Raw genomic sequence first — 25,446 nt, 5'->3', positions numbered from 1 at the left:
GAGACTGCCCACCATATGGCAGCCGGAAAGGTGCGTCGAGCGAACCAGGGCTCAGCCCTGGGAGGGAAGCACATCCACCGGAGCCTTCCGCACCGACTCCTGGAGGAGACGAGCGAGCGCCTCCATGTCCACCAGCGCCGAGGGCGGCTGCTGCGCGAGCGCATCCTTGAGACACTCCGTCATCACCTGCCCGAACTCCGGCCGCGCGAAGAGCCCCGGGCGGCTGTCCGCCACGAACTGGAGCGCCTGTTCGACGACGGCGCGCACCCGGGCCTCGTCGGCCTCGGTGAGCCCTGGCCGCTGCACCAGCGCGTTCGCGACGATGCGCTCCAGGTCCTCGGGCCCCACCCCGTTCATCAGGGTCACGTTCAGCACGGGCACGGGCTCCGTCCCGGGATTCACCCACGCGGTGGACACGTAGTGCGCATGGAGCCGCCGCACCACCTGGTCGTTCTCGACCAGCTTCACGATGGACGACACCTGCGACTCGTCCATCCCCAACGCCTGCGCCAGGGCCACGCGACGCGAGTCATCCGGCGCCTCGTCCAGGTTCACCACCGTCCCCCACAGGTCGATGGCCCCACGCACCAGCAGCCGGTCCGCGAGCGCCTTCGCCCGCGCGCTCCCCACCCACTGGAGCAGCAAGGCCTGGTCCTGCCAGTCCACCAGTCGCTGCAGGCTGTGATTGGTCGAGAAGAACAGCCGCGCCGTGGGCACATACGCGAGCCCATGCGTCGACTCGATGCCCTCTTCCGCGAGCCGGGCCACGTCGTCCGGGGTGAGCCCGGCGATCTCCCCCAGGTCCGCCGAGCCCGCGGGGTTGCGCACCGCGATGCCGAACAGCGACGCCGCCTTGGCCACCACGAACTCGAGCACCTGGTCCCCGAGCGCCGCCACGGTGGCCCCCAGCAGCACCGCCCGGTCGAACCACTGCACCAGCGGCGCCCCAGAGCCTGCCCTGGGCGTCAGGAACATGGCCGCCACCACGGTCGCGCACAGCGAGAGCAGCATCGAACGGGTCGCCCACGAGTACATCCGCGCGTTGAAGTCCTGGCTCGCCAGCCGCACGACGATGCGCCCGAAGTGGACCGCGAATGACACCGTCGCGGCGGACGCGGCGGCCACCGCGACGAGGGGAACCATCCCGTACCCATCCGCCGTCGGCGTCGGGAGCGGGAAGCAGATGAGATAGGTGAGCCCGAGCGTCAGCGTGGTGACCAGCCCATAGATTTGAGCGTGGAGCCCCACCTTGCCCAGCGCGGCCCGGAAGAGCAGCCGCTCGTAGCTCCACGACTTCTGGACGCTCAAGAGGATGCGCTGGTCCTTCGGACTGTAGTTGCCCGGAGGATGCGCCAGCTCGAAGCGCGTCCGCGTCAACCGCGAGCGCGCCGAGAGCAGCGACGTGTAGGTCAACCCGAACGGCAACAGGATGAGGAACACCGGGAGCCGCCACCCGCCCGGAACGTTCGAGGCATTGGCCGCGGCGTGCTGTCCCGCCACGGCGACGATGGCGAGCGCGAGGAAGACCAGCGCCACGTCCACGACGCCCGCCACGTGCCGCGTCCAGCCACGACGGACCACTCCGGGCTTCTTCGGGGCGGCGCGCTTCGGCGCACGCCGTTCCGCGCGCCACCGCGACCACCAGCCGCGCAGCCCTCCTGGAGAAGGAGCGGTCGTCGGCTCCGGGCGCGGCTCGAGCAGCTCATGGTCTTTCATGACATGTCCCCCGTGATGCCAGCCTTTGCGTCAGCATGGCGCGCCAGGGCGGACCACCGGCCATGGGCAACCACAGCATCGCGCAGGGCGCGGGCGGCGCTCAAATCGGCGGGCGAGGGGTCACCCAATCAACAGACAGCGTCGTCCACTCCAGGGCACTTCAACCCGCCACGCGCTCCAGTCCCGGCCGCGCGCCGTCGGGAGCCGCGGTGGACTCGGGGAAGCTCACACTGGCCCACCGGGCCAGCTCCGCCACACACGCCTCGATGGCGCCGCCCGTCGTGAAGATGTGATTGGTGCCCTGCAGCCGGACGCGCGACAGATTCGGATGCGGCAGGTCCGCCAGCGACGAGCGGTGGATGCGGTCGAAGAACACGTCGCGCAGCTTGCCCTCCGCCGTCATCACCAACACCGGCTGCCCGCGCCGCACCACGCGCTGCCACGCTCGCACCAGCGGCACGTTCGCCACCGCCGGCAACGAATCCCAGTCCATCAACAGGTCCAACAACTTCTGACGCGGGAACGGCACGTACTTGAACAGGCGCGCGTACTCGTTCTCGCGCGTCAGCATCCGCATCCATCCCCAGTACGAGAACAGCTTCGATGTCATCCGCTTGAGCCGCCCCTGGGGCGCCTCCGTCACGGCCCCCTCCCCCACCGCGCTCGCCTCCTGCTCGGACAGGTAGAACTCCGGCTCGAACATGAACAGCCCCGGCACAGCCTCGGGCTCCTGGTCCGCCAGGTAGAGCGCCGTCGTCGCCGCGCCACACAGCCCGCCCATCAACAGACCGCGCAACGCGAACCGGCGCTGCAGCTCCTCGCGCACCGCGCTGGCGACCTCCACGAAGCCACCCTGGCACACGTGCTGGTACAGCTCCGCCGTCGTCTCCGGCAGCGCCCCCGCCGAGTCCCCCAACCCCGGCAGGTCCACGCGGAAGCACGGGAACCCCTTCGCCGCGAGCCGGTCCGCCGCGAGCACCGACAACCCACCGTGCCCCGAGCGCGGCACATGCCCCGGATTCAGGAAGAGCACCCCCACCGAGCGCCGCGCGCCCGCCGCGGGCGGGTGGTACGTCCCCCAGAGCCGATGGCCCTTCACGTCCAACTGCACCAGCTCCCTCATGACCGCACCTCCGCGCGCGCCCCGCCGCCCGCGATGAAGCCCATGCCATCCGCGTACAACTCCCCCAGCTCCGGCAGCAGCCGGTTGCTGGTGGTCCAGAAGAACGGCCGCGGCGCACGCACCGAGCCGCTGCGCCCCGGCGCGAGGAACCGCTCCGCCGGCCTGCCATCCAGGTGCACCACCCGCCACGGCCGGGCCTCGTGCGCCTCCGGCAATGTCAGCTCGTAGCCCTCCGCGCTGCGCCACAGCGCCCGCGACCAGGGCAACCCCTCCACCTCCACCGCCTGCCCCGCCTCCAGCCGCGCCACGTAATCCTCACGCGAGCGCGCCGTGCCCCCCGTCCCCTCCAGGTTGTCCGCCGCCACCTTGCGGCGCAGCACCTCCATCAGGTGCGCCCGCCCCGACTCCGGCGGCTCCCACATCAACAACCCATTCACCGCGTCCGTCCGGAACACCCGCGCCGCCAGCAACGCGCCGAGTCGCAGGCCATGCACGAACACCGGCACCCCGGGGCTCGCCGCGCGCAGGTACTCCAGGCCCGTGCGCACGTCCTCCTCCCAGCGCGGGAAGGTCATCTCGTCGAAGCGGCCCGTGCTCTCCCCCGAGCCCCGGTAGTCCAATCGCAGCACCTCCACGCCCCGCTCCGCCAGATAGCGGGCCCACCGCACCCACACCACGTACCCATGCGCGCGCTCCAATCCCAACGGCCCCGCGAGCAACACCGCCGCGCGCCGCTCCGCGCGAGCCCGATGGTGGACGTAATAGAGCGAGTCCTCGCCCTGGGTCAGAAACCCAGGTGACTCAGTCAAAGCCGGCATGTGAGTGGAAAGTCCCCCGCTGCGATATCCCCGGATGCTAGGAACGCGCCGCCAAGCGAGTCAAACGGTCCTTGTCCGCCCGCCCGCTCGAGCATTCCCAGACATGCCGAGCGCAGTCGCGTCGGACCCGTTGACACGCTGTAACACGTGTAAATCAGGAAGAAGAGGAGCCCTGTTGCTCGCGGCGGAAGCGCTCGGGGCTCTGCCCCCACCAGCGCTTGAAGGCGCGGTGGAAGGCCGCGGGCTCGGCGTAGCCCAGCAGGAAGGAGACCTCGGCGATGGACATCCGACGTCGCAGGTAGATGCCAGACAGCTCACGTCGCAGTGTGTCGACGATGCCCGCGTATGACTGGCCCTCCTCGGCCAGACGCCGCTGGAGGGTGCGGGGTGGGACGCGCAGCGCCCGGGCCACGGCCTGGAAGGACGCGTCCCCACCCGAGAGGGCCTGGCGCACGTGCTCGCGCACGCGGTCCGCCGTGGTGCTCAGTGCCGGGAGCTTCTCCAGGGCGCGTTGGGCCAGCCGCTCGAACATGGCGTGCAGCAGCGTGTCGGCGTGGACGAAGGGGCGGCTGGCGTCCTCGTGGGAGAACTCGATGTCGCTGAAGGGCGCGTCGAACTCCAGCGGCGCCTGGAACAGGGCCTGGTGCTCGGACACGTCCTTGGGTGCCGGGTGGACGAAGCGCACGCGCAACGGGTGCACGTCCTCGCCGGTGAAGGCGCGAACGCCGGTGACGAACTGGCTCAGCGCGGCCTCCACCAGGTGACGGTGCGCGGGCCGCCACGCGCCCACGGGGGTGAAGCGCATGCGCACGCCGCGCTCGGTGTCCTCCATCCGGAAGCGCTCGCCGTCGCCCCACACGCGCTGGTAGCGCACGCCACGCTCCATCGAGTCGCGCAGCGTGGCGCTGGTGAGCACCACGAAGGTGGCCGGGTCGTCCAGGTCCACCATGTCCACACGGGCGAGGTGCAGGCCCAGGTTGGCGTCACCGGACAAGGACGCCATCTGCTCCAGCAGGTCGTCGAGGACCGCGTAGGGGACACGCAGCTCCGGGTCGTCCAGGTCCTCCAGGCGCAGGCCCACCGCGCGCTGGAGGAGCGTCTCCACGGGCAGCCCGAGCCTGCTCGCGATGCGCAGGGCCTGGCGCGCCAGTCGGGCGGAGAGTGACGGCACGCCAGGGGTGGACGGCTTCGGCACGGCGGCGGAGGGTAGTGGTCGGTTGGCGCGCGCGGCAAGCCGTTCTGGCGCGGGCAGTCACTGCGGACGGACACCGCCGACGACACGCTTGGGACATGAACGACACCGTCACCGCTCGCGCCTTGGTGCCCCGGCTGCACCTCTTCGAGTTCATCGACCAGGACTGGTTCCCTCGCGCCCTGAGGGACCTGGCGACCGACTATCTGCACACCGTCAGCTCGCGGCTGGGCCTCTTCGACGGCGCCGCGGACGTGCTCGCGCGCGGCCTGGAGGCGTCCGGGAGCGACGCGCTGTTGGACCTGGGCTCGGGGGGACGCGGGCCCCTGCCCCGGCTCAAGCGCCTGCTCGCGGAGAAACACGGCGTGGACCCACGCGTGCTCCTGTCGGACAAGTACCCCAACACCCAGGCCGCCGAGCGGGCGCGGCGCGAGGGCGTCACCTACCTGGAGCGCTCGGTGGACGCGCTGAAGGTGCCGTCGGACCTGCGCGGCATGCGGACGTTGTTCAGCGCGCTGCACCACTTCCGCCCCGAGGAGGCCCGGCAGGTGCTCGCGGACGCGCAGGCGAGAGGAGTCCCCATCGCCGCGTTCGAGACGGTGCGGCGCACACCCGCGGGGGTGCTCTCCATGCTGCTGGTGCCCGTGCTGGTGCTGCTGTTCACGCCGTGGGTGCGGCCGGTGACGCCGCTGCGCCTGGTGCTCACGTACGTGGTGCCGGTGGCGCCGCTGCTCATCTTCTGGGACGGGCTGGTGTCGGCGCTGCGGGTGCACCATCCCCGCGAGCTCGCGGCGATGACCGACGCCCTGGCGAAGGACGGCTACACGTGGGAGGTCGGCGAGGTGAAGGCGCCGGGCAAGGCGACCCTCTCCTACGTGCTGGGGATGCCCACGACGTGAGCGGGCCTCGCTTCAGCGGACCTGCAAGAGGAGCGCGAGGACGATGAGGCCATTGAGGCCCAGGCCCACGGAGAAGTAACCACCGCTGGCCATGGAGACGCCCGTGGCCACGTTGATGTGGCCGATGTCCTCCCAGGCCACCTTGGCCCCGGCCTCGCCGCCGACGTTCAGCCCGCTGCCCCCGGGCACCGAGCGAGCGCCCATCATCATCCGCGCGTAGGGGACGAACCAGGACGACACATAGTGCTGGTAGGCGCCGAAGACGTTGAGTTCGAAGAGGTCGGGAGGGCCCAGGACGGTGTTCAGACCGAAGCCCAGGCGACGGTCATTGAAGGCCATGGGCTGCAGGTTGAAGGACAGCTCCGTCGCGGCGCCCGCCTCGGTCGTCACGCGGAGGGCGAAGACGAACTCCGTGTCCGGCTTGTTCAGCGCGAGGGCCTCGTGGCGGTAGCCCGCCGCGAGCTGGAGGTCCGTCGGGTTGCCGCGGGCCTCGTGCACCTCCGCCAGCGCGATGGCCGCGGACTCCTGCCCCGTGTCGTAGACCTTGCGCAGGGGACGCTCGGCGCCGTTGTAGTCACCGGCCTCCTTGCGCAGCTCGCCCTCCGTCATGCACGCGGACAGGTTGCCTTCCTCACAGGCCTTGGCGAAGGCCTCGGTGGCGCGATAGCGGTCTCCCTCGCGCAGGAGCTTCTCGCCCCACTCCGCGCAAGGCAGCAACGCCCCCGGCTCGCACGAGGGGCGCGCCGGAGGGGCCGTCGGTGTCGTCGCGCACGCAGTCATCCCGAAGAGACACATCAGCAGCAGCCGCCACCGCATCATGTTCGGAACATAACGAATATTCCGATGAGGCGGTATGGCCTCCGAGCAGGCGGGGACGGACGATTTCCTGCAACGGTGACTCGCGGCCTGTCTCCTCCCGACAGGAGGGGTGCGTTCAGTGCCCCCATGACTCCTCGGGAGGACGACATGAAGGCGACGGCGCGGTACGCGGTGCTTCTCTCCATGCTGGTGGTGGGCTGTGGCAGCGACTCGAAGGGAGACGGTGGGGACCCGGACGGGGGCGACACGTCGTTCCCGGAGACCGTCGAGTGTGGCGATACGCGCTGCAAGCGCGCCACGGAGTACTGCGGCACCATCGTCACCGCGACGACGAGCCACGTGTGCCTGAAGAAGAAGGCGGGCTGCAACAGCTGCGAGTGCGTGAACCTGGACACGGACCTCACCGCGCAGACGGGGCGCCAGGACTGCTCCGAGACGGCCAGCGTCAACGTGTCCTTCACCTGCGCCTATTACGACGACGTGGACTTCATCAAGACCTCGTGCACGGTGCGCGGACGCTGAGCGGCTTCGACGCTCCGGGCCTCGGGCTGTAGGCTCGGCGGCCATGACCTCGGGAACGGGCGAGCGAGCCGACGAGCAGGGGGCGTGGTCCCACGGAATCCGGCCCTATGCGCCGCTGTGCACGCTCAAGCCGGTGGCGGAGGGGCTCTGGTGCGTGGACGGGCCCGTCATCGAGATGAAGGTGGGGCCCATCACCCTGCCCTTCCCCACGCGCATGGTCATCATCCGCCTGCGCTCGGGAGGACTCTGGCTGTGGTCTCCCATCGCCCCCACGCCCGAGCTGTTCGCGGAGGTCGACGCGCTCGGCCCCGTCGAGCACCTGGTCTCGCCCAACCGGCTCCACTACGTCTCCATCGCGGCGTGGAAGGCGCGCTACGCCCGCGCGACGGCCTGGGCGTCACCGGGGGTTCGTGAGCGAGCGCGCTCGCAGAAGCTCGAGGCCCCGTTCGACGCGGACCTGGCCGACGGCGCGCCGGAGGCCTGGGCGGGGGACATCGACCAGCTCATCTTCCGAGGCAGCCGCTACATCGAAGAGGTCGTGTTCTTCCACCGTGGCGCGTCGACGCTGCTCGTCGCGGACATGGTCCTCGCGCTGGAGCACGAGCGCGTCCAGCCGCGCTTGCGCTGGATGCTCACGCTGGGCGGAGCCATGTGGCCGGGCCAGACGCCCCGGGAGGTCCAGCTCACCACCTGGGGACGCAAGGCCGACGCGCGGGCCTGCTACCAGCGCATGCTCGCGTGGCGGCCCCAGCGCGTCGTGGTGGGTCATGGGCGCAGCTATCTCGATGAGGCTTTGCCCCAGCTCGAGCGCGCCTTCGGTTGGCTTCGCTGAGCGGCGTCTCCCAGGCGTCGCGCACCTGCCCCGCGGTACGAGGCGACCGAAGATATCGGACAAGCGCCGTCTCCTCAGGGGTCGACGCGTCGTGGGTGTGGGACAACGACGGTCCGAGTCGAGTCCAGGCCGTGGGGGGACACATGAGAGCGATGCTCGTGGCGCTGTTCGTCGGAGTCTGCTGTGGGGCCGGAGCCGCCGTGGCGGCCGAGGACGCGCCGCCTCGCGTCGAGGTGGAGCAGATGGAGCGGCTCGCGGCCGCGTGCTGCGATGACTGCGACGGCACCTTCGGCACCTGCTGGGACGCCTGCGAGGGCGAGTCCGACTGCCAGGCGGTGTGCACCTCGCGCCTGCGCTCCTGTCGTCGCACCTGCTGCTGAGGACGTGTTCCCAGTCCCCTGCCCTGTGACCCGGGAAGAAAGGCAGGGCCCTCCTGCCTGTCTGCTCTCCGTCCCGGCGAGGAAGACAACCCCGCGTTTCGGGGGGGATTGCCCCTGGCCAGTCGGAGGATCCGCACCGAACTTGAGGGGCACTCAGGAGGATTGGTGGATACCGTCGCTCGTCAGCTCGACTCGCTGCCCCGCGCCCCGCGCGCGTCCCGGGAGGCCGTATGAAGGTGCCCGAGGTCCTGGAGCACCTGCCCGGCGTGGGCCCCCTGCTCGGCCGGATGGCCACCCCGATTGATGAGCCGCATCCGCGGAGGGACTCGACGCTCGTCCTGGCGACGCTCGATGCCCTCAAGCTGCCCTCCACGGAGCGCCAGCTGGGCGACGGGCGCGCCATCATCATCCGTCACCCGGAGCCCCGCCCCACCACGGGCCCGGGGCTCACGGTGATGACGTACAACATCCTGCTCGGGGGCCAGCGCCGCGCCGCGCTGCTGGCGTACTTCGACGAGCTGGAGGCCGAGGGCCGCATGCCCGACGTCATCGGGTTGCAGGAGGCCAACGTCCCCATCTCCGTGCTGCTGGCGTCGCGCTACGGCTTCCACCTGACGTACCACGGCAGCGACGGGCTCAACGGCACGCGGCTGGTCAACGGCAAGGCCTTCCTCACCCGGCATCCGCTCGCGGACGCGGCCCACTTCACCTACGTCATCTCCGACGCCGAGCGCGCCGCCGCCATCCAGCGCCGAGGCGGAGACCCGTGTGAGATTCCCGAGGACCGGGGCGCGCTCATGGTCCGGCTGGAGGTCGCGGGGCTGCCCGTCGTCCTCTACAACGTGCACCACACGTTGGGGGACTCCGGCATCAACGCGCACAACATGCGGCAGCTGAATCTGTTGGTGCGTCACCGGGAGGTGCCCCACGCGGTGGCCCTGGGTGACTTCAACGCCAACACCGCCATCAAGACGGGCGGCTCCTGGCTGATGGCGCACCTGAGGACCTACGACGACACGGACACGGTGGAGGAGTACGCCGTGCGCTACGGCGAGCCGAACGCGAGCGTGGGCGACAGGGGCGTGGGCAACATCGCGGACCCGCGACTGCGGCACGAGCTGCACATGCTCGAGCAGGGGTTGCCGGAGACGATTGCCCACGCGGCCGTGACGCGGGTGCGCCTGCCCGGCGGAGCGATGATGACGCCGAAGCAGGCGTGCGCGGAGCTGCGCTCGGGGAAGGTGCAGCGCGGCAGCGAGCACTGGCTGCGACTGCAGGACATCGCGGACAGCGCGACGCTCACGTCCCTACCGGACGAGTCCGGCGTGGTGCCCGCCACGGGCAAGCGCTTCGACAACTTCTATGCGAGCCCGGAGCTGGAGCCCGTCCTCTTCGAGGTGGACCGGAGCACGGAGTCCTCGGACCACCAGCCCGTCGTGGCGCACTACACGCCGCGTCCGGCGAAGAGCCAGAATGGGAAGCCGGTGCCCCCGAAGGGCTCGTAAGGGATTCGCGGGCGGCTCGCCTTCCAGCCCCTGGGAATCCCTCAGGGGGTGGAAGCCCGCTACTCGTCCTCGTCCTCCATCCCGCCGCCGTTCTCGAACTGGAAGACGAATCCGGTCTCCTGCTCTTGCTCATCCGAATTGCTGAGCGCGCTGTTGTTCGACACATACGGCGCCACCCGGACAGCCTGCCTGTTGCCCTCCCAGTAGAAGATGAATTTCGACCCGGGCGCGTGACTCGTCACCAGGCCTTTCTGCACCTCGGGCCTGCCGTGAGACAGCATGTAGTAAGGAGACTCCACGAGAGTCTGCCCCGTCGCGGTGGTCACCACGCGCATGACCCGCGCTGAGACCTCGGTCTTGACCGCCCCGCGGGGGAGCAGCGGATCACCGAGCGCCTGGTGGAATTCTTGCGCGAAGGAACCCTGGAGGAGCTTGACCTCTTCGGCCAGCTCCGCCCCCGGCGACGGTGTCTGGAAAAGATTGGTGTGGGGCGCCGCAATGGCATGACCGAAGTGCTGTTTCTCCCGCCGAGCCTTGTGAACCCTCCTCTCGTCGTCAGTGATGTCCTTGGGCAGCTCGTCCTCCGTGAAGTAGATCTTCTCTTTGACGGCGGCGTGACAGGCAACCACACTGATATGTGTCACGCCCCTGAGTCCCCAGCTCCGGAGTCTCGTCGCCATCGTGCGCCCATCCAGGCCTGGGTAGCCATACTTGGGATATTTCCCGATGACGCCCGGGAGCCCGTGCGCCAGGAGGGTCAACCGCGAAGGCTGGTGGTTGGCGAGCCGATGGAGTTCCGCGAAGAACGAATCCGCGGCGGGCGTTGAGGCATCCGGTTTCGGAGAATCGTCGGCGGGGTACTCCTTGATCGTCCCCTTCTGCTCCGGTGTCAGTTGCTGTTCGGGTCTGTAGATGTAGCGACGAACGTTCGCGGCGGGCGACTTCAGGCGGATCTTCCTCAGGTCATCACGGGGGCCGTCGGGCTCGAGCACACCGTTGACCGTCTCCTTCGTCGACACGTCAACGAGCAGCACCACGTCGTGCACGAACCGCGTCATGGCATCCCCCGCTCACTCAGCCGACCATGAGCTCCCAGCCCCGGTGAGCGGGGCATCGCGCCCACAACCCGCGTCGAGACTTCGGTGCGCACCGGTGGCCCCTGGATCCGCTCATCCGCGAGTGCCAGGTGGAAGTCCTGCTCGAACGAGCCCAGGTGCGAGCCAGAGGCCTCGTCCCCGCGGGCCCCCTCGTGCCAGGCGACGACGCGGATGTGCGTCACCCCCTCCAGCCCCCAGGCCCGCAGCTTGCGCGCCAGCTCCCGGCCGTCATACCCCGAGGAGCCGCGTCTGACATTGACGCCAATGCGTCCAGGCCCGCCCCGGGCCACGAGGGTCAGCCGCGAGGGCTGGTAGCCGGCCATGTTGAGTCTGGAGATGTCCAGGCAGAAGTCCCGGAGACCGAAGGCCTTCGGGTCCGGCCGGGGCAGCTGCGCATCCCCCGGCGCATAGAAATACCGCCCGACCCAATTGGATGGCACTTCTTCTCGAAGGTCGAGCGGCTCCTGGAGGACGCCCTCCGCTCCGTCTGGGTTCACCCCATCCAGGAACAACACCACTTCGTGCAAGTACGTCATCACGACACGCACCTCATCTTCCCGGCCCCTGATAGGAGATGGACACCGCGCCCCAAATATTCAGAAAGTGCCGCGCGAAATAACAACCCCGCCCCTCGCCCCGTCTCCTGCTCGCGGAATTCACGCGGGGAGAGAGCAACGCAATGGTTCGCATTGGAAGGAAGCTGCTGGGATGCCTCACAACGCTCGCGATGGGATGCCAGGGTGAGGTCCCGGAAGAAACGGAATTCAGCCTTGCATCCCTCCAGCAAGAGCTCGCCTCCCCCAGAGAGGAGTCGTGTCTGGATATCCTGCAAACCCGGCCCGCGGCCCCGGATGGGGAGTACACGTTGTATGTGCTGGGAGACCCCGCCTGGCCATGGCGCGTCTATTGCCATGGGATGACAGGAGTACCGAAGGAGTACCTGCCCCTCCAGGAGCGCACCCTCTTCTCCAACTTCTCCCAGTACACCGCCGGCGTCGCCTCACCGGGCACCACCGTCCGCAGCCGGTACTCCCGGCTCCGCATCAATCCCTACACCCTGGAGGTGGACACCTCCGACACGACCTTCGCGACCAGCTCCGGTGAACTCGCCCACGCCGGCGTGCCTGTCACCTCGATGCCCTTCGCCACGGCGATGTCCTGCGATTGGGCTGACTCGGGCCGGGCCAACATCGACCTGCGCGGCACGCCGTTCCGGGTCGCCCCGGAGGCGTTCGTCGTCACCGGCTGGGGACAGGTCGGCTCCCAGGTCTACAGCTTCGCCGACCAGGTCGTCTCCCTGAAGGGCGGCGGTTACTGCGGCTCGAACGCCCCGCTCAACGCCGACGGGCTCACCGGCGGGAAGTTGCCCCTGTTCTACACCCAGGCCGACAGCCCCTGGACGCCCGTCGCCCGCGTCTATCCCGTGGACGGCTCGGAGGCCACCGCGAAGCCGCTGCAGCCCGGCTACTACCTCACCCAGGACCTGAACCTGGGCCCCCAGGGCCTCGGCGCCGTCCATGTCCCACGCGGCTGGAGCGTCGTGCTCCATGCCGGCCCGGGCTTCACGGGCACCAGGCACTTCCTCGGCGGCGACATCGAGATCGTCGGCAACCCCTGGTACCGCCAGGCTCGCGCCATCGAGGTGAAGGCCGAGGTCACGCTCCACGCCGGCCACGGATATCAAGGCGCCAGGCAGACGCTGCGCGCCGGACGCTACGATCTGTCGCAGCTCACCCTCGGCAACGACGCCCTGCGCTCAATCGAGGTGCCGGAGGGCTTCCAGGTCACCCTCTACTGGCATGGAGGCTTCCAGGGCGGGCGGCTCATCCTCACCGAGAACACCGACCTCGCCGGCCACGAGTTCGACGCGCAGACCTCCAGCATCGTCGTCGAGTCCACCACCGCCCGGCACAACAACGTCGTCCACGGCCGCTGGCTCTCCTCGGGAGGACAGGACAAGAGCAGCACGCGCAACCGCGCCTTCACAGTGGAGTACACGGGCCGCCCCGACGTCGTGAGCTTCGAGCTGGCGGCCGGCGTCGACCCCTACCTCTACCTCCTGGACGCCAACGGGCAGGTGCTCCTGGAGGGCGGGGAGACGCTGGGCGACGGCCGCGCGCGCCTCGCGTACTTCCTGAGCCCCGGCACGTACAAGCTGGTGGCCGCCACCGCCCAGGCAGATCGTACGGCGGACTTCACGGTCCGCTCCGACAAGGCGCGCCTGAGCCTTCCCCAGAAGCTCTGGGTGAGGACGGTGAACTCCTTCACGTGGGCCTACGACGACAGCGGCACGGGCTCCCATGACGATGTCTCCGTCTGGCGTCCCGACCTCGGCCAGCACCCCGGCTACTTCTCGCTGGGAGACATCGCCATGCCCGGCCATGGACAGACACCCCGGATGACGTTCGCGGTCGCCGGTGAGGGAGACGTGCTCGCCAAGCCGCTCTATTACACCCAGATATGGGAGGACGGCGGAACGGGAGGCAACCACGACGCCGCCTTCTGGCAGCCCGTGCCTCCCCCTGGCTACACGTGTCTGGGGTCCGTCGTGGAGCTGGGCTACGACGCGCCTCCCACGGACCGCATCCGCTGCGTCAAGGATGAGTACGTGCTGCCCGCGGGTGCCAGCTGGGTCTGGAACGACAAGGGCTCCGGCAAGAATGGAGACATCGCGCTGTGGCAGGCGGACCCCAGGGACCACCGCACGCTGGCGACGTCCACCTTCGTGGGCCAGGGCAACTACGACGGCCCGGATGGCTCGCGGTTCTGGGCCCTCAACAACAGCGCGCTCGCCAACCCGGAGCTGCAGGGCGGCTTCGTCGACGACCTCACGGTGCTCCGCTACGCCCCGCGCATCCGGCTCCACCCGAACGAGACGTACTTCCCCTCCGGGATGAATGACTTCGTGCAGAACATGGTGGACGACGGCGTGCGACTGAAGACGCGAGACGCGCTCGCCTGCCCCGAGTGCACGAACCTGCCGTTCCTCCAGGGCAAGCGCCCGGACCAGCACAGCGTCCCCGTCTACGCCCAGATCATCCCGCGCACCCAGGCGGGCCTGCCCACGAACACCACGGACGTCGTCTACTGGCTCTTCTACCCCTACAACCGCGGCAAGCCCATCTGCACGGGGTGGGCCCCCCTCCCGCGCGTCTGTCAGCAATACACGACGTTCGACAACCACGTGGGGGATTGGGAGCACGTCACCCTGCGGTTCGTCGACGGCCGGCCGACCCAGCTGGCCATGAGCCAGCGCACGGGGCGTCCTCCTACCCACTTCGCCAGCAAGGACCTGGCCCTGGTGGACCTCCACCCCGAGGTCTACGCGGCCCAAGGCTCCCATGGCCTGTATCCGGCCCCCGGCCGATACACCTACGCCCAGGTCAACTACAGCGAGTCCTACCACGATGACACGGGGCGAGGCCTCGCCTGGGATGGCTGGAGCAACGCCGTCATCTTCCCCTGGCAGCCAGCGGGGACGTACACCACGCCCGGACTGGAGCGGTTCAACCTCACCGTGGACTGGGGAAATGACAAGGTCGGCTGCGGCAACCCGAACCTGATCTACGTGAGCGACTGCATCCTCAACCCGGGCCCCAAGGCCCCCATGGCCCGGCCGTTCACCCAGCCGGGCAGCCTGTCGATGCAATAGTCGCCGGAAATAACACGCGCGCCCCCCCGCCGTCCTTTCGTCGAAGGAGACATCACTCCTGGGATGAAAGGACGGACTTGCAAGAATGCCTCGGCGTCTTGGATGGAAGCGGTGGAGCGCCCTCGTCGTGCTCTGTATCGGTTGTCAGCCGGTGTCACCGGATGAGGTGTCCCCGGAGGCGCCAGGGCCCGGGGAGCTGGACGCGCTGCAAGTGGTGGAGCAGCCGCTGGGGCCCGTGAGGGAGAAGTCCTGTCAGGAGATTCGCGCGGCCCGGCCCACCGCGGGGGACGGCGAGTACGCCCTGCACTTCATGGGAGACCCCGCCCGGCCGTGGATGGCCTGGTGTCATGACATGGCGGGGACGCCGCGCGAGTACCTCACGCCGCGTGAGCAGGGACAGCTCGCCAACTTCGCCCAGTACACCGCGGGAGGCGCGACCCCTGGCACCACGGTTCGCACCGTCTACGCAAGGCTGCGCATCGACCCGCTCACCCTGCGCGTGGACACGACGGACAGGACGTTCGCGACCTCCACCGGACAGCTCTTCCATGGTGGCCAGCCCGTCACATCCATGCCGTTCGCCAACGCGATGTCCTGCGATTGGGCGGACTCGGGCCGGGCCAACATCGACCTCCGGGGCACCGCGTTCAAGGTGGCCACCGAGGCCTTCGCGGTGAAGGGCTACGCCCAGCACGGCGCGAGCGTCTACTCATGGGGAGACCAGGTCGTCGCGCTGCGAGGCGGTGGCTACTGCGGCTGGATCGGCCCCGCGGACTCGAACGGGTTCGACGGCGGAAGCCTCCCCCTGTTCTACGCTGGCGCCGCGACGGCGTGGACGCCCACGGTCGGCGTCTACCCCGCGAGCACGTCCACCGCCCTGCCCCAGACGCTCCAGCCCGGGTTCTACGACGCCGCCGAGCTGTCGGTGGGCGAGGACGCCATCCACTCGGTGCGCGTGCCGCGAGGCTGGCTGCTCACGCTCTATCCGGACCGGGCCTTCAAGGGCACGCCGGCCACCCTCACGTCGGACACGGACCTGACGGGCCAGGCCATCGATTTGAAGGCATCGAGCCTCAAGGTGGAGGCGCCGGTCATCCTCTACACGGGGAATCAGTTCCAGGGGGCGCAGCAGACGCTGCTCGCGGGCCGCTACGACCTGGGCCAGCTGACCATCGGCAACGACACGCTGCGCTCCATCCGCGTGCCCGAGGGCTACCGCGTCACCCTCTTCTGGCACGGCGGGTTCCAGGGCGAACAGCTCGTGCTCACCCAGGACACGGACCTCTCCGGGCAGCCGTTCCAGGCGCAGACGTCGAGCATCATCGTCGAGTCCACCACCGAGCGGAACGACCACAACCTGGTGCATGGTCGCTGGACGCCGTCCGGCGGGCAGTTCCCGAACAGCCGCGACAACCGGCAGTTCATCGTCGACTACGCCGGGACGCCGGACGTCGTGACGTTCGAGCTGGAGGCCAACGTCGGCCCGTATCTCTACCTGCTGGACAGCGGCAACCGGGTGCTCGCGGAGGTCAACAACCGGGACGGCGGCCCCGTCGCGCGCATCTCGTATTTCCTGAACCCTGGCACGTACAAGCTGGTCGCCGCGACGACGCTGGTGGGACGCGCCGGAGAGTTCACGCTCCGCTCCGACAAGGCGCGCCTGCGAGCCCCGCTCCGGCTCTGGGTGCAGGCGACCCGTGGATTCGATTGGATCTACGACGACTTCGGAACCCACGCCGACAACGACGTCTCCGTCTGGCGGCCCAAGCTCAGCCAGCTGCCCGGCTACTACTCCCTGGGCGACGTCGCCATGCCCGACCATGACCCCGCTCCGAGGATGACCTTCGTGGTCAAGGGCGAGGGAGACGTGCTGGCGCGACCGGTCGACTACACGTTCGTCTGGGATGACCGAGGCACGGGCGGCAGCCACGACGTCGGCTTCTGGCACCCCGTGGCGCCGCCGGGCTACACGTGTCTGGGTTCAGTGGCCCAGCTGGGTTATGACAAGCCCTCCACCGACCTCATCCGCTGCGTCCGCTCGGAGTATGTCCTTCCCGGCACCTCGAGCTGGATCTGGAACGACCAGGGCTCGGGGGGACACAACGACGGCTCCGTCTTCCAGGCGGGGGGCGTGGACCACCGCGCGCTGACCGTCCCCGTCATGGTGGGACACATGGGCTACGGCGGCGCGGACGCCTCGCGCTTCTGGGCGCTCAACAAGAGCATGCTCGCCAATCCGGAGCTGCAAGGCGGGCTGGTGGACGAGCTGGCCGCGCTCCAGTACGCGCCGAGCATCTACCTCCACCCGGGCGAGTACTACATGCCCTCCTCGGTGGAGTTCTTCCTCGCGAACGTGCACGACACCGGACAGCACCTGAAGACGAACCAGTCGCTCGGGTGCCCTTCGTGTACGGACCCCGTGTTCCTCGACGGTCAGCGGCCGGACCAGACGCACGTGCCCGTCTACATCCAGAAGGTCCGTCGCACCTCGCTGGGGATGCCCACGAACATCACCGACATCATCTACTGGACGTTCTACCCGTACAACGCGGGCAAGGAGGTCTGCATCGGCTACGACACCGGGGGCGGCTGTCTGGGCGTGGGCAGGTCCACCTTCGGCAACCACGTCGGGGATTGGGAGCACCTCACCGTGCGGTTCATCGACGGGCGCCCGGCGTATGTCTACATGAGCCAGCACTCGCACGGCGGCCTCTTCGAGTTCGGGCACAAGGACATGGCGCTGGCGGGCTTCCGTCCGACGGCCTACGCGGCGCAGGGCTCGCATGCGCTCTACGCCACCCCGGGAAAGCACACGTACGAGTATCTCCCCAACAACGGCACGCTGGATGACATGACGGGCCACGGCGTGAGCTGGAACGCGTGGGACCGGCCGGTCATCTTCCACTGGCAGCCGATGGGGACGTTCACCGGCTCCCTGGCGTGGCTCAACATCACGTCGGACTGGGGCAATGACAAGGCGGGCTGTGACAACATCGTCTCGCAGCGCTCCGGCGAGTGCATCCTCAACGGTGGCCCCACCGCGCCGCTGAAGAAGGGCTTCGCGCATCCGAGCGCCCTGACGCTGGAGTAGCCGCGCCCGGGCTCACCCGAAGAGCTTCGACCAGAAGGACTTCTTCTCCTTCGGCCGAGGCTCTTCGGCCGTGGGCCTTCCGCCCGCGTCGAAGTCGATGCGCGCCACCTGGAGGAGCCCCACCAGGCCGAAGCCGCCATTCTCGTGCGCCAGCTTGAAGTCGCGCTGACCGAAGCCCACGGCGTACCCGTGGGGCTCGTGCTCCCACACGGACATCTCGCCCAGGCGGACGGCCGCGTTGCCGTGCAGGCCCGAGCCTGGATAGCGCGAGGGCACGCGGGTCTCGAACTGCTGACCGCTCAGCGTCTGGAAGACGGCGGGCACCCAGACGGCGTCCATGGAGCTGCGCGGCTGCTCGAACTGGATGGACGCGAGCTCGCTGTAAGGGATGTCCAGCACGGTGCCAGCCTGGAAGCACGGCAGGTGCGGCCCGGTCAGGTCATCCGAGTCGAACACATCGGTGAAGCGCACGTGGGCGCCGTTGGTGCGCGTCAGCGTTCCCGGGGCCTTGGGGGCGGTGCGTCTGCCCTCCTCCAGGGCGCGGGCGGCGTCGGGGAACTCACCCTTCGCGTGGGAGATCGCCGCCTGAAGGTAGGCGCGGGAGAACGGCTGCGGTGCCTGCAACGCGCCGCGCTCGTTGGCCAGTGCGGCGTCCTTCCTGCGCAGGGAGTGCAGACGCTCGAGGTCCGCGCAGTGGCGCAGGAAGGTCACTCCATCGGAGATGCCAGGGTCCAGCTTCAACAGGGCATCGAGGGCACGCAGGGCCCCGTCGAAGTCCTCCAGGCGCACTCGCACGTTGAACGCCATCAGCCATCGGTCCGCCGATGGCGCGGACGACAGCTCCGCGTCGATCAACTGGAGTGCCGCCTGGAAGTCACCCTTCGCGAGGAGTTGCTCTATCTGCGCCATGGCTCATGTCCCCCGTTGCCCGCGCGGCGACCATAGCGTGCGCGTCGAGGACGTGGGAATGCGGAGCCGGACTCAGACGCTCATCGAGCGCATGCCCTCCGAGGGCTTCATCATGGGCATGTCCGAGGTGGGCATGGACGACATGCCGCTCGCGGGCTGGGTGCGGCCCATCATCTTCTCCAGCGCCTGGTTCGGCTGACCGTCCTCGAAGGTCGACTTCTCATTGGCCATGGCCTGCTGCTTGCCATACGGCGGCGTCTGCCCGGCCCGCTCGGCCGCGTCGTTCGCCTTCTTCTTGGCCTCCTCGGCGCGACGCGTGGCGTCGGTCGTCTTCGCGGAGGCGGCCTGGAGCTTCTTCTTCGCGTCGGTCAGCGTCGCCTCGGCGGCCTTCTCCACGGCCTGGGCTTCCTTCAGCGCCTGTCGCGACAGTTCCTGCTGCTCGGGCGTCTGTCCGGGGGCCTCCGCCTTCTTCTCCGCCTCCTCACGCGCACGAGAGGCCTCCGCTTCGAACTTCTGGGCGGCCTCTGCCTCTCGATGGGCCTGCTTCTCCGCCTCCTTCGCCGCCTTCGCGGCGCGAATCTCCGCCTCCGCCCGCTTGTGCGCCTCGCTTGCGCGCTGCGCGTCATCCGTCTTCGGGCCCTGCTGCTGCCGCACCGACGAGCGATTCTCCACCTTGCTCAGCATGTTCACGGGTCACTTCCTTCCGAGCGCAATGAGGGACAGACACCCCTTCTTCGCCAGAAGCACCCACACGGTTACAGCGAGGATTTCCGCGGGATTTCGCACCACGTCCGGTCCCTCGCCCGGCCGGCGCTCACGGACACGCGGCTCCCGCCTCGGGCTCGCGCGGTATAGGGTGCCCGGGTGCTGCTCAACGATGGCTATGTGTACCGCGAGAAGCTCGGGCGCCAGCCCGGCGGCAGCGCGCTCGCCCACCTCACGAACAAGTACCGCCACTCGACGGAGGAGGAGTGGCGCGGACGCTTCGCGCGGGGAGAGGTGCGCCTGGATGACCGCGTCGCCGATGGCTCGGAGCCGCTGAAGGCGGGGCAATGGCTGTGCTGGCACCGCCCACCCTGGGAGGAGCCGGACGCGCCGCGGTCGTTCGACCTGGTGCACGAGGACGCGGAGCTGGTCATCGTGGTGAAGCCGAGCGGACTGCCGACCCTGCCATCGGGAGGCTTCCTCAAGAACACCCTGCTCTCCCTCGTCCAGGCGCGCTGGCCCCAGGCCGCGCCGATGCATCGGTTGGGACGCGCGACCTCGGGCCTGGTGCTCTTCACCCGGACGCGCGACGCCGCCGTGCGCCTGTCGAGCGACTGGCGCGAGGGCCGCGTGAACAAGCGCTATCGCGCGCTCGCCCAGGGCCTCGCCGTGGAGGAGTCCTACGACATCCGCGCGCCCATCGGGCTGGTGCCCCACCCGAGACTGGGCGAGGTGCATGGCGCCTGTGTGACGGGCAAACCCTCACACAGCACGGCCAGGGTGTTGGAGCGACGCGCGGAGGACACCCTCTTCGAGGTCGACATCCACACGGGGCGCTCCGAGCAGATCCGCATCCACCTGGCCTTCATCGGCCACCCGCTCGTGGGAGACCCGCTCTTCGTCTCAGGGGGACTTCCGCACGCGGAGCACCCGGGCCTGCCCGGAGACGGCGGCTACCTGCTGCACGCCGAGTCCCTCGCCTTCACGCACCCTGGCTCGGGTGAGCGGCTCCAGTTCCAGGCCCCGCTCCCGCCCGCGCTGCGGCTCGGCGGGTGACGCGCGGCTGTCCCGGGAACGCGTCTCCACCAGGACAGCCGTCGTCACGGCGAACCGCTAGTCGATGGACTTGACCTTGTCGTCCTGGTCGAACGTCACGCGCACCTTGGCGAGCGACGACTTCCAGTAGGTCCAGATGGTGGAGTCGAAGGACGCCGTCTCGTGCGGAGGCGGCGGGCCCCACGCCATGCGCACCGCGGCGCGCGACATCCCAATCACCACCTCCGACGCGGAGACCTTCTTGCGGTCCTCCGCAGACAGCTCGGCGAGCTTCCCGGCCTGGTCCTCGGCGGCGAACGAGGCCTGGAACAGCGCCCACGTGTCCGCGCCGGAGCGCGAGTCGTTCTCGAACACGAACTCCTTGCCCGTCTCCACGACCTTGAACTTCACCTTCGAGCTGCCCTTGTCCAACACCTCCACCTTCGAGTTGAACGGGAGGATGGGGCCCTTGAGGTAGTTCACCCACGACACCGTGTCGTCCTGGAAGTGGAAGTTCGCCGTCGCGTGGAAGAACTTCGGCGCCGGCGCGGGAGCCGGCTCGGCGGCCGGCGCGGGCTCGGGCTCGGGCTCACCGCCGTACGAGACGACCCTGCCGTCCGCGTCGAAGACCACCTCGAAGGTGGAGAACTTCGAGCTCCAGTACGTCCACTTCGTGCTCTCGAGCGACAGCGTCCGGTGCGGCGGCGGCGGGCCCACCGTCAGCAGCACCGCGTCCCGCGACATGCCCTTGGCGAGCGTGCCCGCCTTGACCTGCTTCTGCTCCTCCGGCGAGAGCGCCGCGATGCGCGCCGCGGGGTCCTTGGCGGAGAAGAAGCCGGGGAACAGCGCCAGCGCCGTCTTGCCCAGGCTCTTGTGCGAGACGAACCGGAACTCGGCGCCGGAATCGACCACGCGGCAGCGGACCTCGTCGTCATCCCGCTCGAGGACCTGCACCTTCGTCCCCACCGGCAGCGACAACCCCTTGCCCCGGTAGTTCACCGCGGAGAGCTGGTTCTTGTTGAGCAGGAGGTTGGCCTGGGCGAACACCACCTCGGCGTGAGCGGTCAGGGTGGTCAGCAGGCCCAGCGCGAGCAGGGTGCCGAACGCGTTCTTTCGATTCATACGGTGGGTGAGCCTCGTCGTGAATGAGGGGCGTGCTTCTAGGCGCCCTTCAGGGGGTTTTCCAGTACCCCCGGGCCGCTTCCGACGAGCCCCGGCTCACCGCATTCACAGACGTGTGCTCAACTCCCCTTCTTGGAATCTGAATCGAGCTTCGGGAGCCCGACGCTTCGGGAGAGGTGTTTGAAGGCGGTGAGCCACATCTCCACCTCGCGCCGGGACAGCGCCGAGCGGGTGAGCGAGTGCATCATCTCCGCGAGCAGCGCGTCCGGGGCCTGCGTGTTGAGGAAGCCCACCTTCAGGAAGACCTGTCGCATCCAGGCCTGGAGGGCCTGCACCAGCCGCAGCGGGGCACCGTCCACGGCGCCGGGCGTGGTCTGCTCCACCTGCTCTCGCGCGCAGAGGTAGAGGAGGACGGCGGCGGCCTGCGCCAGGTTCATGGAGGGCTGCTCGGGGCGCGTGGGGATGACCAGGGCCTGCTGGCAGTGGGTCAGGTCCTCATCGGACATGCCGCGCTTCTCGCCGCCGAGCACCAGGGCCACCTTGCCCCGCTGCGAGTGCTGGGACAGCAGGGCGATGGCGTCCTCGGGGGACAGGGTCGACATGCCGCGCAGGTTCTGGCGCGAGGTGGTGCCCATGGCGAAGACCACGTCCTCGAGCGCCTCGGGGAGCGTGGGGTAGATGCGCGCGGACTCGAGGATGTGACCGGCGTGTACGGCCATGCGCCGCGCGCCGTCCATCTCCTGGAGCTGAGGGTCGGAGAGCACGAGCTCCGCCACACCGAAGTTCGCGGCCAGGCGCGCCACGGCGCCGAGGTTGTCCGGGCCCTGGGTCTGATGCAGCACGACGCGCAGGTGGGAGGTGAGAGCCATGCGACCACCTTACCCGCCACGTGGGGACCCGTCGCGGACCTATTTCTTCCAGCCCGGCCCCACCGACATCGCGTAGTCGAGACGAACTGTTTGTTCGGGCTCGACCCGGAAATCCGTGCAGCGCTCGAACGAAGTGCAGATGACATGGTCACCCGCCGCGAGCTCGACCTCGTAGAACCCGTCGTCGTCCGACCTCACCGAGGCCACCGGCTCACGCTCGGACTGCGTGCGGATGTTCAACGCCATGGACCGTGGCTCGGGGTCGCAGGAAGAGGCGCACACATCATCGACAGATTCGGTGAGCCCATAGACGCCCTGGGAGAGGGTCCGGGCGGCCTCGGGATCGAACTCGCCACAGGCCATGCCGCAGACGGCGACGGCGGAGAGGGCGCCATTCCGGATGAGAGCGGATGATTCACGAGGGAGGTCTTAACACAGACGCCTGCGGGCTGCCCTCCGCGGGCCGGGCCAGCCACAGCGCGCGCGGCGAACGCGGCGATGGCTGTCCTGTCATTTTTCCGCATCCCCTTTCTACGGGGAAGCCACAGGGGCACAGGGGACTCGCGAGTTCGTCAGACATTGCCCCAACCTCAACGGCTACACTCTCCGGCTCCTTTCCTGGGAGGCTGTATGAGCAAGCGTTGGAGTGGTGTGACGGCTTCTGTCGTGGCTGCGCTGGTCCTGCTGGCGTGCGGAGGAGCGTCACCGGAGTCCGCGACCCCTGGCGACGCGCTGAACTCCGCGAAGGCGGACTTCTACTATCAGTGCGGCGATGGGAGTTGTGATGGGAACGAGCCCGACACCTGTCCCAGGGACTGCGTGGGGCTGTGCGGCGACGGCTACTGCGCCCCCTATGAGAATGCTTCGACCTGTCCGACGGACTGTGGGTACGGCGGCCCGGTCTGCGGTAACGGCGCTTGCGAGTCGAGCGAGAACAGCTCCACGTGCCCTCAAGATTGTGGCTGGTGTCCCATGTCACTCTCGACCCCGCGTGAGCTCCCCCAGGGCGAGGAGCTCTACTACCAGTGCGGCGACGGGAGCTGCGATGGGAATGAGCGAGCCACCTGCCCCAGGGACTGCTGCCCCGTCACGAACGACTAGTCTTTGGGCTCGCGACGCCTGGCCTCCGCGAAGCAAGCTCAGCGGTTGATGAGGAAGAGCTGGGGCACTCCGTGCTGAGGCGTGCTCCACGCTCCGCGGTTCTTCTTGAACGTCGCCAGGACCTCGAGGATGGACTCCATGTTGTCCTCCTGATCCGGACTCAAGAGCGACGCCAGCTCCAGCTCAGTCCCATCGCCCGGCAGGTTGTCCATCAAGATGGCCAGCCCCGCGATGTCGAGTCTGGCGTCGTGGGTGTCCACCACGATTTCGTTGTAGGAGCCGGCCGGGACGCTCCTGAGCAGCTCCTCGGGGGACTTGAGCGACTGGAAGTAGTGGGCGGTCTTCTTTCCGGAACCCCCGCCACCGCCGACCTCGTTTCCTCTCAAGCCAGCACCATCGTCCCGGTCGAAGTGAGGGAGCGCGAAGCTCTTGAAGCTCCCGACCCGCCCTTTCGCCTCGCGGTGTTCGTCCTCGCTCCGGGCCATTCGCGACCTGGACTTCACGATGCGATAGGACTCGGTGTTCCGGAAAGGCCGACGCTTGTCGCCGTAGTTGTCGACCGGGAGGAACGGCTTCCATTCACCGTCGATCCACTGACGGTCGAACCCCTCCGCGATGGCGTCGCTGGTGGCCCTCACGCCCTTGATGAGGCCCGTGACCTCCGCGTCGCGTGAGCCGCGAGGTGACTCGATGTCATCCGGCGCCGCCGCGCAGATGGCGGATGCGGGCAGTCGCAGCACCAGGGCGAAGGGAGAGGGTGGGTCCTCCTCTCCCACGAACGCGTCGTTCGGCTCCTCGGGATTGCAGGACACCAGCGACGCGGACATCCGATACCACCCGTTCGGTGGATGGGTTCCGTCGGAGGCATCCGGCCAGTGGAGCGCGCGCCGGGTGAGGATCAGCTGGGTGGCATCGACCTTCTTCAGCGAGATGACGACCAGGCCCGACACCAGCAGGGCCTGGAGTGACTCCGCGCTCTCGGGAAGCGTCAGCCTCACTTCCCGTCCAGAGATCTTCTGCCTCGCCAGTTCATCCCACTGCCGCGCGTTCTCCGCGGGGTTGACCACCGAGGGAGGAAGACCGCTGGACTCGGGATAGGACGACGCGAGCCCGAGGTCCACCGGCTCGTTCGGAGGGCCGCCCTTCCGGGTGAGTTGCACGCCCTGTGCTCCAACGCGGACCCCGGTCAGCTTCGCGGAGAAGTCGAGAGGGCGCGAGCCCTCGGGAAGGATGTAGAGCCGCGCATCGTCGACGTCCTTGCTCTTGATGATGGCGCGGCCCTTGGAGTACCCGACGACGCGAAACTCGGAGTCCTTTCCCATGGCCCGATGATACCCGCGCCCGGCGCCACTCCAGGGCGTTCGTCATCACCTTGCAACAATGAGCCTCCTCGCCGAGCATCCGGCCGTGTCTTCACGCCCCTCCAGGTCATCACGCCACACGCACTGCGCGTGGGCAGGTCCACGGTGAGTCCCAACCGCCCGTCGCGTCACGTCCTCGCGGACCTCTTCGTGCGGACGCGAGCCCAGGAGGTCGCGCTCATCCTCGGCGCGGCGCTCTGCACGGCGTTGTTCGCGCAGGTCGCCATCTCCGTGCCGGGTTCACCGGTGCCCGTCACGGGACAGACGCTCGCGGTGGTCCTCACCGCCGCCGCGCTCGGGCCTCGACGCGGGCTGCTGGGACAGCTCGCATACTTGCTGCTGGGGGCGGTGGGACTGCCCTTCTTCGCCAAGGCGGCGAGCGGCTGGGCGACCCTGCTCGGGCCGACGGGCGGCTATCTGGTGGGCTTCCTCCCCGCGGCCTTCCTCATCGGACTCGCGGCCCGGCGCGGCTACGACCGGCGGCTGTGGACCGCGGTGCCCCTGTTCCTCGCGGGGCAGCTGCTCGTCCTCGTCATCGGCGTCGGCTGGCTGAGCGTGGCGAAGTCACTCGACCTCGCCGCGGCCTTCCAGAAGGGCTTCGTTCCCTTCCTCCCCGGCGGAGTGCTCAAGGCGCTCATCGCCGGGGGGCTCACCCACTTTGCATGGAGGTTCGTCCAGGCACGCGAAACCTGAACGCG

Annotated in this window: 23 protein-coding genes; 10 read left to right on the top strand and 13 right to left on the bottom strand. The window is 69.0% G+C overall.

Translation table 11 applies throughout. The features are described from left to right. Positions 1 to 51: 51 nt before the first annotated feature. The 4 genes from LXT21_RS40010 to LXT21_RS39995 form a co-directional block, all read right to left on the bottom strand. Positions 52 to 1,716, bottom strand: a complete 1,665-nt coding sequence (locus LXT21_RS40010; protein ID WP_254043512.1) for a hypothetical protein — start codon at positions 1,714 to 1,716, stop codon at positions 52 to 54. A gap of 160 nt (positions 1,717 to 1,876) precedes the next feature. After that, complete coding sequence (locus LXT21_RS40005; protein WP_254043511.1) at positions 1,877 to 2,839, bottom strand: alpha/beta hydrolase family protein; 963 nt, start codon at positions 2,837 to 2,839, stop codon at positions 1,877 to 1,879. Then, positions 2,836 to 3,657 (bottom strand): serine aminopeptidase domain-containing protein, encoded by an 822-nt coding sequence (locus tag LXT21_RS40000; protein ID WP_254043510.1) that lies wholly within the window; start codon positions 3,655 to 3,657, stop codon positions 2,836 to 2,838. The genes LXT21_RS40005 and LXT21_RS40000 overlap by 4 nt, the downstream gene beginning before the upstream one ends. A 154-nt stretch (positions 3,658 to 3,811) precedes the next feature. Further along, the gene (locus tag LXT21_RS39995) at positions 3,812 to 4,828 is read right to left on the bottom strand and encodes an AraC family transcriptional regulator (RefSeq protein WP_254043509.1); all 1,017 of its coding nucleotides are present in this window, start codon (positions 4,826 to 4,828) and stop codon (positions 3,812 to 3,814) included. Positions 4,829 to 4,947: 119 nt separating this feature from the next. Between LXT21_RS39995 and LXT21_RS39990 the strand changes: the two genes are divergently transcribed. Beyond that, the gene (locus LXT21_RS39990) at positions 4,948 to 5,748 is read left to right on the top strand and encodes a class I SAM-dependent methyltransferase (RefSeq protein ID WP_254043508.1); all 801 of its coding nucleotides are present in this window, start codon (positions 4,948 to 4,950) and stop codon (positions 5,746 to 5,748) included. Between the two features lie 12 nt (positions 5,749 to 5,760). On the opposite strand, the gene LXT21_RS39985 is transcribed toward LXT21_RS39990, so the two are convergent. Next, a complete protein-coding gene (locus LXT21_RS39985) occupies positions 5,761 to 6,567 on the bottom strand; it encodes a tetratricopeptide repeat protein (protein WP_254043507.1) in 807 nt (268 codons plus the stop codon). A 147-nt stretch (positions 6,568 to 6,714) separates the two neighbouring features. Between LXT21_RS39985 and LXT21_RS39980 the strand changes: the two genes are divergently transcribed. The 4 genes from LXT21_RS39980 (at position 6,715) to LXT21_RS39965 (ending at position 9,806) form a co-directional block, all read left to right on the top strand. Next, positions 6,715 to 7,089, top strand: coding sequence for a hypothetical protein (locus LXT21_RS39980; RefSeq protein WP_254043506.1), 375 nt, complete (start codon positions 6,715 to 6,717; stop codon positions 7,087 to 7,089). A 43-nt stretch (positions 7,090 to 7,132) separates the two neighbouring features. Further along, positions 7,133 to 7,921 (top strand): DUF4336 domain-containing protein, encoded by a 789-nt coding sequence (locus tag LXT21_RS39975; protein WP_254043505.1) that lies wholly within the window; start codon positions 7,133 to 7,135, stop codon positions 7,919 to 7,921. 143 nt (positions 7,922 to 8,064) lie between these two features. Beyond that, positions 8,065 to 8,301: a hypothetical protein gene (locus LXT21_RS39970; RefSeq protein ID WP_254043504.1), complete on the top strand. Its 237-nt coding sequence runs from the start codon at positions 8,065 to 8,067 to the stop codon at positions 8,299 to 8,301. 230 nt (positions 8,302 to 8,531) lie between these two features. Next, the gene (locus LXT21_RS39965; protein ID WP_254043503.1) at positions 8,532 to 9,806 is read left to right on the top strand and encodes an endonuclease/exonuclease/phosphatase family protein; all 1,275 of its coding nucleotides are present in this window, start codon (positions 8,532 to 8,534) and stop codon (positions 9,804 to 9,806) included. Between the two features lie 59 nt (positions 9,807 to 9,865). Here LXT21_RS39965 and LXT21_RS39960 read toward each other — a convergent pair whose 3' ends face one another. Together LXT21_RS39960 and LXT21_RS39955 are read right to left on the bottom strand one after the other, a co-directional pair. Beyond that, on the bottom strand, positions 9,866 to 10,864 hold the full coding sequence (locus LXT21_RS39960) for a hypothetical protein (RefSeq protein WP_254043502.1): 999 nt from the start codon (positions 10,862 to 10,864) through the stop codon (positions 9,866 to 9,868). Then, positions 10,861 to 11,442 (bottom strand): hypothetical protein, encoded by a 582-nt coding sequence (locus LXT21_RS39955; RefSeq protein ID WP_254043501.1) that lies wholly within the window; start codon positions 11,440 to 11,442, stop codon positions 10,861 to 10,863. The genes LXT21_RS39960 and LXT21_RS39955 overlap by 4 nt, the downstream gene beginning before the upstream one ends. A gap of 140 nt (positions 11,443 to 11,582) precedes the next feature. On the opposite strand from LXT21_RS39955, the gene LXT21_RS39950 reads away from it, so the two are divergent. Further along, positions 11,583 to 14,555, top strand: a complete 2,973-nt coding sequence (locus LXT21_RS39950; RefSeq protein WP_323395617.1) for a Vps62-related protein — start codon at positions 11,583 to 11,585, stop codon at positions 14,553 to 14,555. A gap of 127 nt (positions 14,556 to 14,682) precedes the next feature. Next, positions 14,683 to 17,646, top strand: coding sequence for a Vps62-related protein (locus LXT21_RS39945; protein ID WP_254043500.1), 2,964 nt, complete (start codon positions 14,683 to 14,685; stop codon positions 17,644 to 17,646). A 12-nt stretch (positions 17,647 to 17,658) separates the two neighbouring features. Here the strand turns inward: LXT21_RS39945 and LXT21_RS39940 are convergent, their stop codons facing one another. Both LXT21_RS39940 and LXT21_RS39935 read right to left on the bottom strand, forming a co-directional pair. Continuing rightward, positions 17,659 to 18,555: a type VI secretion system accessory protein TagJ gene (locus tag LXT21_RS39940; protein WP_254043499.1), complete on the bottom strand. Its 897-nt coding sequence runs from the start codon at positions 18,553 to 18,555 to the stop codon at positions 17,659 to 17,661. Between the two features lie 72 nt (positions 18,556 to 18,627). Next, positions 18,628 to 19,245, bottom strand: coding sequence for a hypothetical protein (locus tag LXT21_RS39935; RefSeq protein ID WP_254043498.1), 618 nt, complete (start codon positions 19,243 to 19,245; stop codon positions 18,628 to 18,630). Positions 19,246 to 19,419: 174 nt separating this feature from the next. Between LXT21_RS39935 and LXT21_RS39930 the strand changes: the two genes are divergently transcribed. Continuing rightward, a complete protein-coding gene (locus LXT21_RS39930; RefSeq protein ID WP_254043497.1) occupies positions 19,420 to 20,316 on the top strand; it encodes an RluA family pseudouridine synthase in 897 nt (298 codons plus the stop codon). Positions 20,317 to 20,373: 57 nt separating this feature from the next. On the opposite strand, the gene LXT21_RS39925 is transcribed toward LXT21_RS39930, so the two are convergent. The 3 genes from LXT21_RS39925 to LXT21_RS39915 form a co-directional block, all read right to left on the bottom strand. Then, positions 20,374 to 21,417, bottom strand: a complete 1,044-nt coding sequence (locus LXT21_RS39925) for a PH domain-containing protein (protein ID WP_254043496.1) — start codon at positions 21,415 to 21,417, stop codon at positions 20,374 to 20,376. Positions 21,418 to 21,536: 119 nt separating this feature from the next. Beyond that, complete coding sequence (locus LXT21_RS39920) at positions 21,537 to 22,286, bottom strand: RNA methyltransferase (RefSeq protein WP_254043495.1); 750 nt, start codon at positions 22,284 to 22,286, stop codon at positions 21,537 to 21,539. A 39-nt stretch (positions 22,287 to 22,325) separates the two neighbouring features. Further along, positions 22,326 to 22,532 carry a carboxypeptidase regulatory-like domain-containing protein gene (locus tag LXT21_RS39915; RefSeq protein WP_254043494.1) on the bottom strand — a complete coding sequence of 69 codons (207 nt, stop codon included), beginning with the start codon at positions 22,530 to 22,532 and terminating at the stop codon, positions 22,326 to 22,328. Between the two features lie 726 nt (positions 22,533 to 23,258). Here LXT21_RS39915 and LXT21_RS45050 point away from each other — a divergent pair. After that, a complete protein-coding gene (locus tag LXT21_RS45050; RefSeq protein ID WP_256572385.1) occupies positions 23,259 to 23,387 on the top strand; it encodes a hypothetical protein in 129 nt (42 codons plus the stop codon). 38 nt (positions 23,388 to 23,425) lie between these two features. Here LXT21_RS45050 and LXT21_RS39910 read toward each other — a convergent pair whose 3' ends face one another. Then, positions 23,426 to 24,709, bottom strand: a complete 1,284-nt coding sequence (locus LXT21_RS39910; protein WP_254043493.1) for a hypothetical protein — start codon at positions 24,707 to 24,709, stop codon at positions 23,426 to 23,428. A gap of 144 nt (positions 24,710 to 24,853) precedes the next feature. On the opposite strand from LXT21_RS39910, the gene LXT21_RS39905 reads away from it, so the two are divergent. Then, positions 24,854 to 25,441, top strand: coding sequence for a biotin transporter BioY (locus LXT21_RS39905; protein ID WP_254043492.1), 588 nt, complete (start codon positions 24,854 to 24,856; stop codon positions 25,439 to 25,441). Positions 25,442 to 25,446 lie beyond the last annotated feature (5 nt).

Source organism: Myxococcus guangdongensis, from assembly GCF_024198255.1.
GTDB classification, from domain to species: domain Bacteria; phylum Myxococcota; class Myxococcia; order Myxococcales; family Myxococcaceae; genus Myxococcus; species Myxococcus guangdongensis.
Note: the sequence above shows the minus strand (reverse complement) of the source record. Positions and strands in the feature narration are given on the sequence as shown.

Excerpts from the sequence above, each read along its gene's own strand:
- LXT21_RS39925 (WP_254043496.1), bottom strand. The coding sequence starts at position 21,417 with ATGAATCGAAAGAACGCGTTCGGCACCCTGCTCGCGCTGGGCCTGCTG.
- LXT21_RS39985 (WP_254043507.1), bottom strand. The coding sequence starts at position 6,567 with ATGATGCGGTGGCGGCTGCTGCTGATGTGTCTCTTCGGGATGACTGCG.
- LXT21_RS39915 (WP_254043494.1), bottom strand. The coding sequence starts at position 22,532 with ATGGCGTTGAACATCCGCACGCAGTCCGAGCGTGAGCCGGTGGCCTCG.
- LXT21_RS39965 (WP_254043503.1), top strand. The coding sequence starts at position 8,532 with ATGAAGGTGCCCGAGGTCCTGGAGCACCTGCCCGGCGTGGGCCCCCTG.
- LXT21_RS39960 (WP_254043502.1), bottom strand. The coding sequence starts at position 10,864 with ATGACGCGGTTCGTGCACGACGTGGTGCTGCTCGTTGACGTGTCGACG.
- LXT21_RS45050 (WP_256572385.1), top strand. The coding sequence starts at position 23,259 with ATGTCACTCTCGACCCCGCGTGAGCTCCCCCAGGGCGAGGAGCTCTAC.
- LXT21_RS39920 (WP_254043495.1), bottom strand. The coding sequence starts at position 22,286 with ATGGCTCTCACCTCCCACCTGCGCGTCGTGCTGCATCAGACCCAGGGC.
- LXT21_RS40000 (WP_254043510.1), bottom strand. The coding sequence starts at position 3,657 with ATGCCGGCTTTGACTGAGTCACCTGGGTTTCTGACCCAGGGCGAGGAC.
- LXT21_RS39910 (WP_254043493.1), bottom strand. The coding sequence starts at position 24,709 with ATGGGAAAGGACTCCGAGTTTCGCGTCGTCGGGTACTCCAAGGGCCGC.
- LXT21_RS39970 (WP_254043504.1), top strand. The coding sequence starts at position 8,065 with ATGAGAGCGATGCTCGTGGCGCTGTTCGTCGGAGTCTGCTGTGGGGCC.
- LXT21_RS40010 (WP_254043512.1), bottom strand. The coding sequence starts at position 1,716 with ATGAAAGACCATGAGCTGCTCGAGCCGCGCCCGGAGCCGACGACCGCT.
- LXT21_RS39950 (WP_323395617.1), top strand. The coding sequence starts at position 11,583 with ATGGTTCGCATTGGAAGGAAGCTGCTGGGATGCCTCACAACGCTCGCG.
- LXT21_RS39980 (WP_254043506.1), top strand. The coding sequence starts at position 6,715 with ATGAAGGCGACGGCGCGGTACGCGGTGCTTCTCTCCATGCTGGTGGTG.
- LXT21_RS39940 (WP_254043499.1), bottom strand. The coding sequence starts at position 18,555 with ATGGCGCAGATAGAGCAACTCCTCGCGAAGGGTGACTTCCAGGCGGCA.
- LXT21_RS40005 (WP_254043511.1), bottom strand. The coding sequence starts at position 2,839 with ATGAGGGAGCTGGTGCAGTTGGACGTGAAGGGCCATCGGCTCTGGGGG.
- LXT21_RS39975 (WP_254043505.1), top strand. The coding sequence starts at position 7,133 with ATGACCTCGGGAACGGGCGAGCGAGCCGACGAGCAGGGGGCGTGGTCC.
- LXT21_RS39990 (WP_254043508.1), top strand. The coding sequence starts at position 4,948 with ATGAACGACACCGTCACCGCTCGCGCCTTGGTGCCCCGGCTGCACCTC.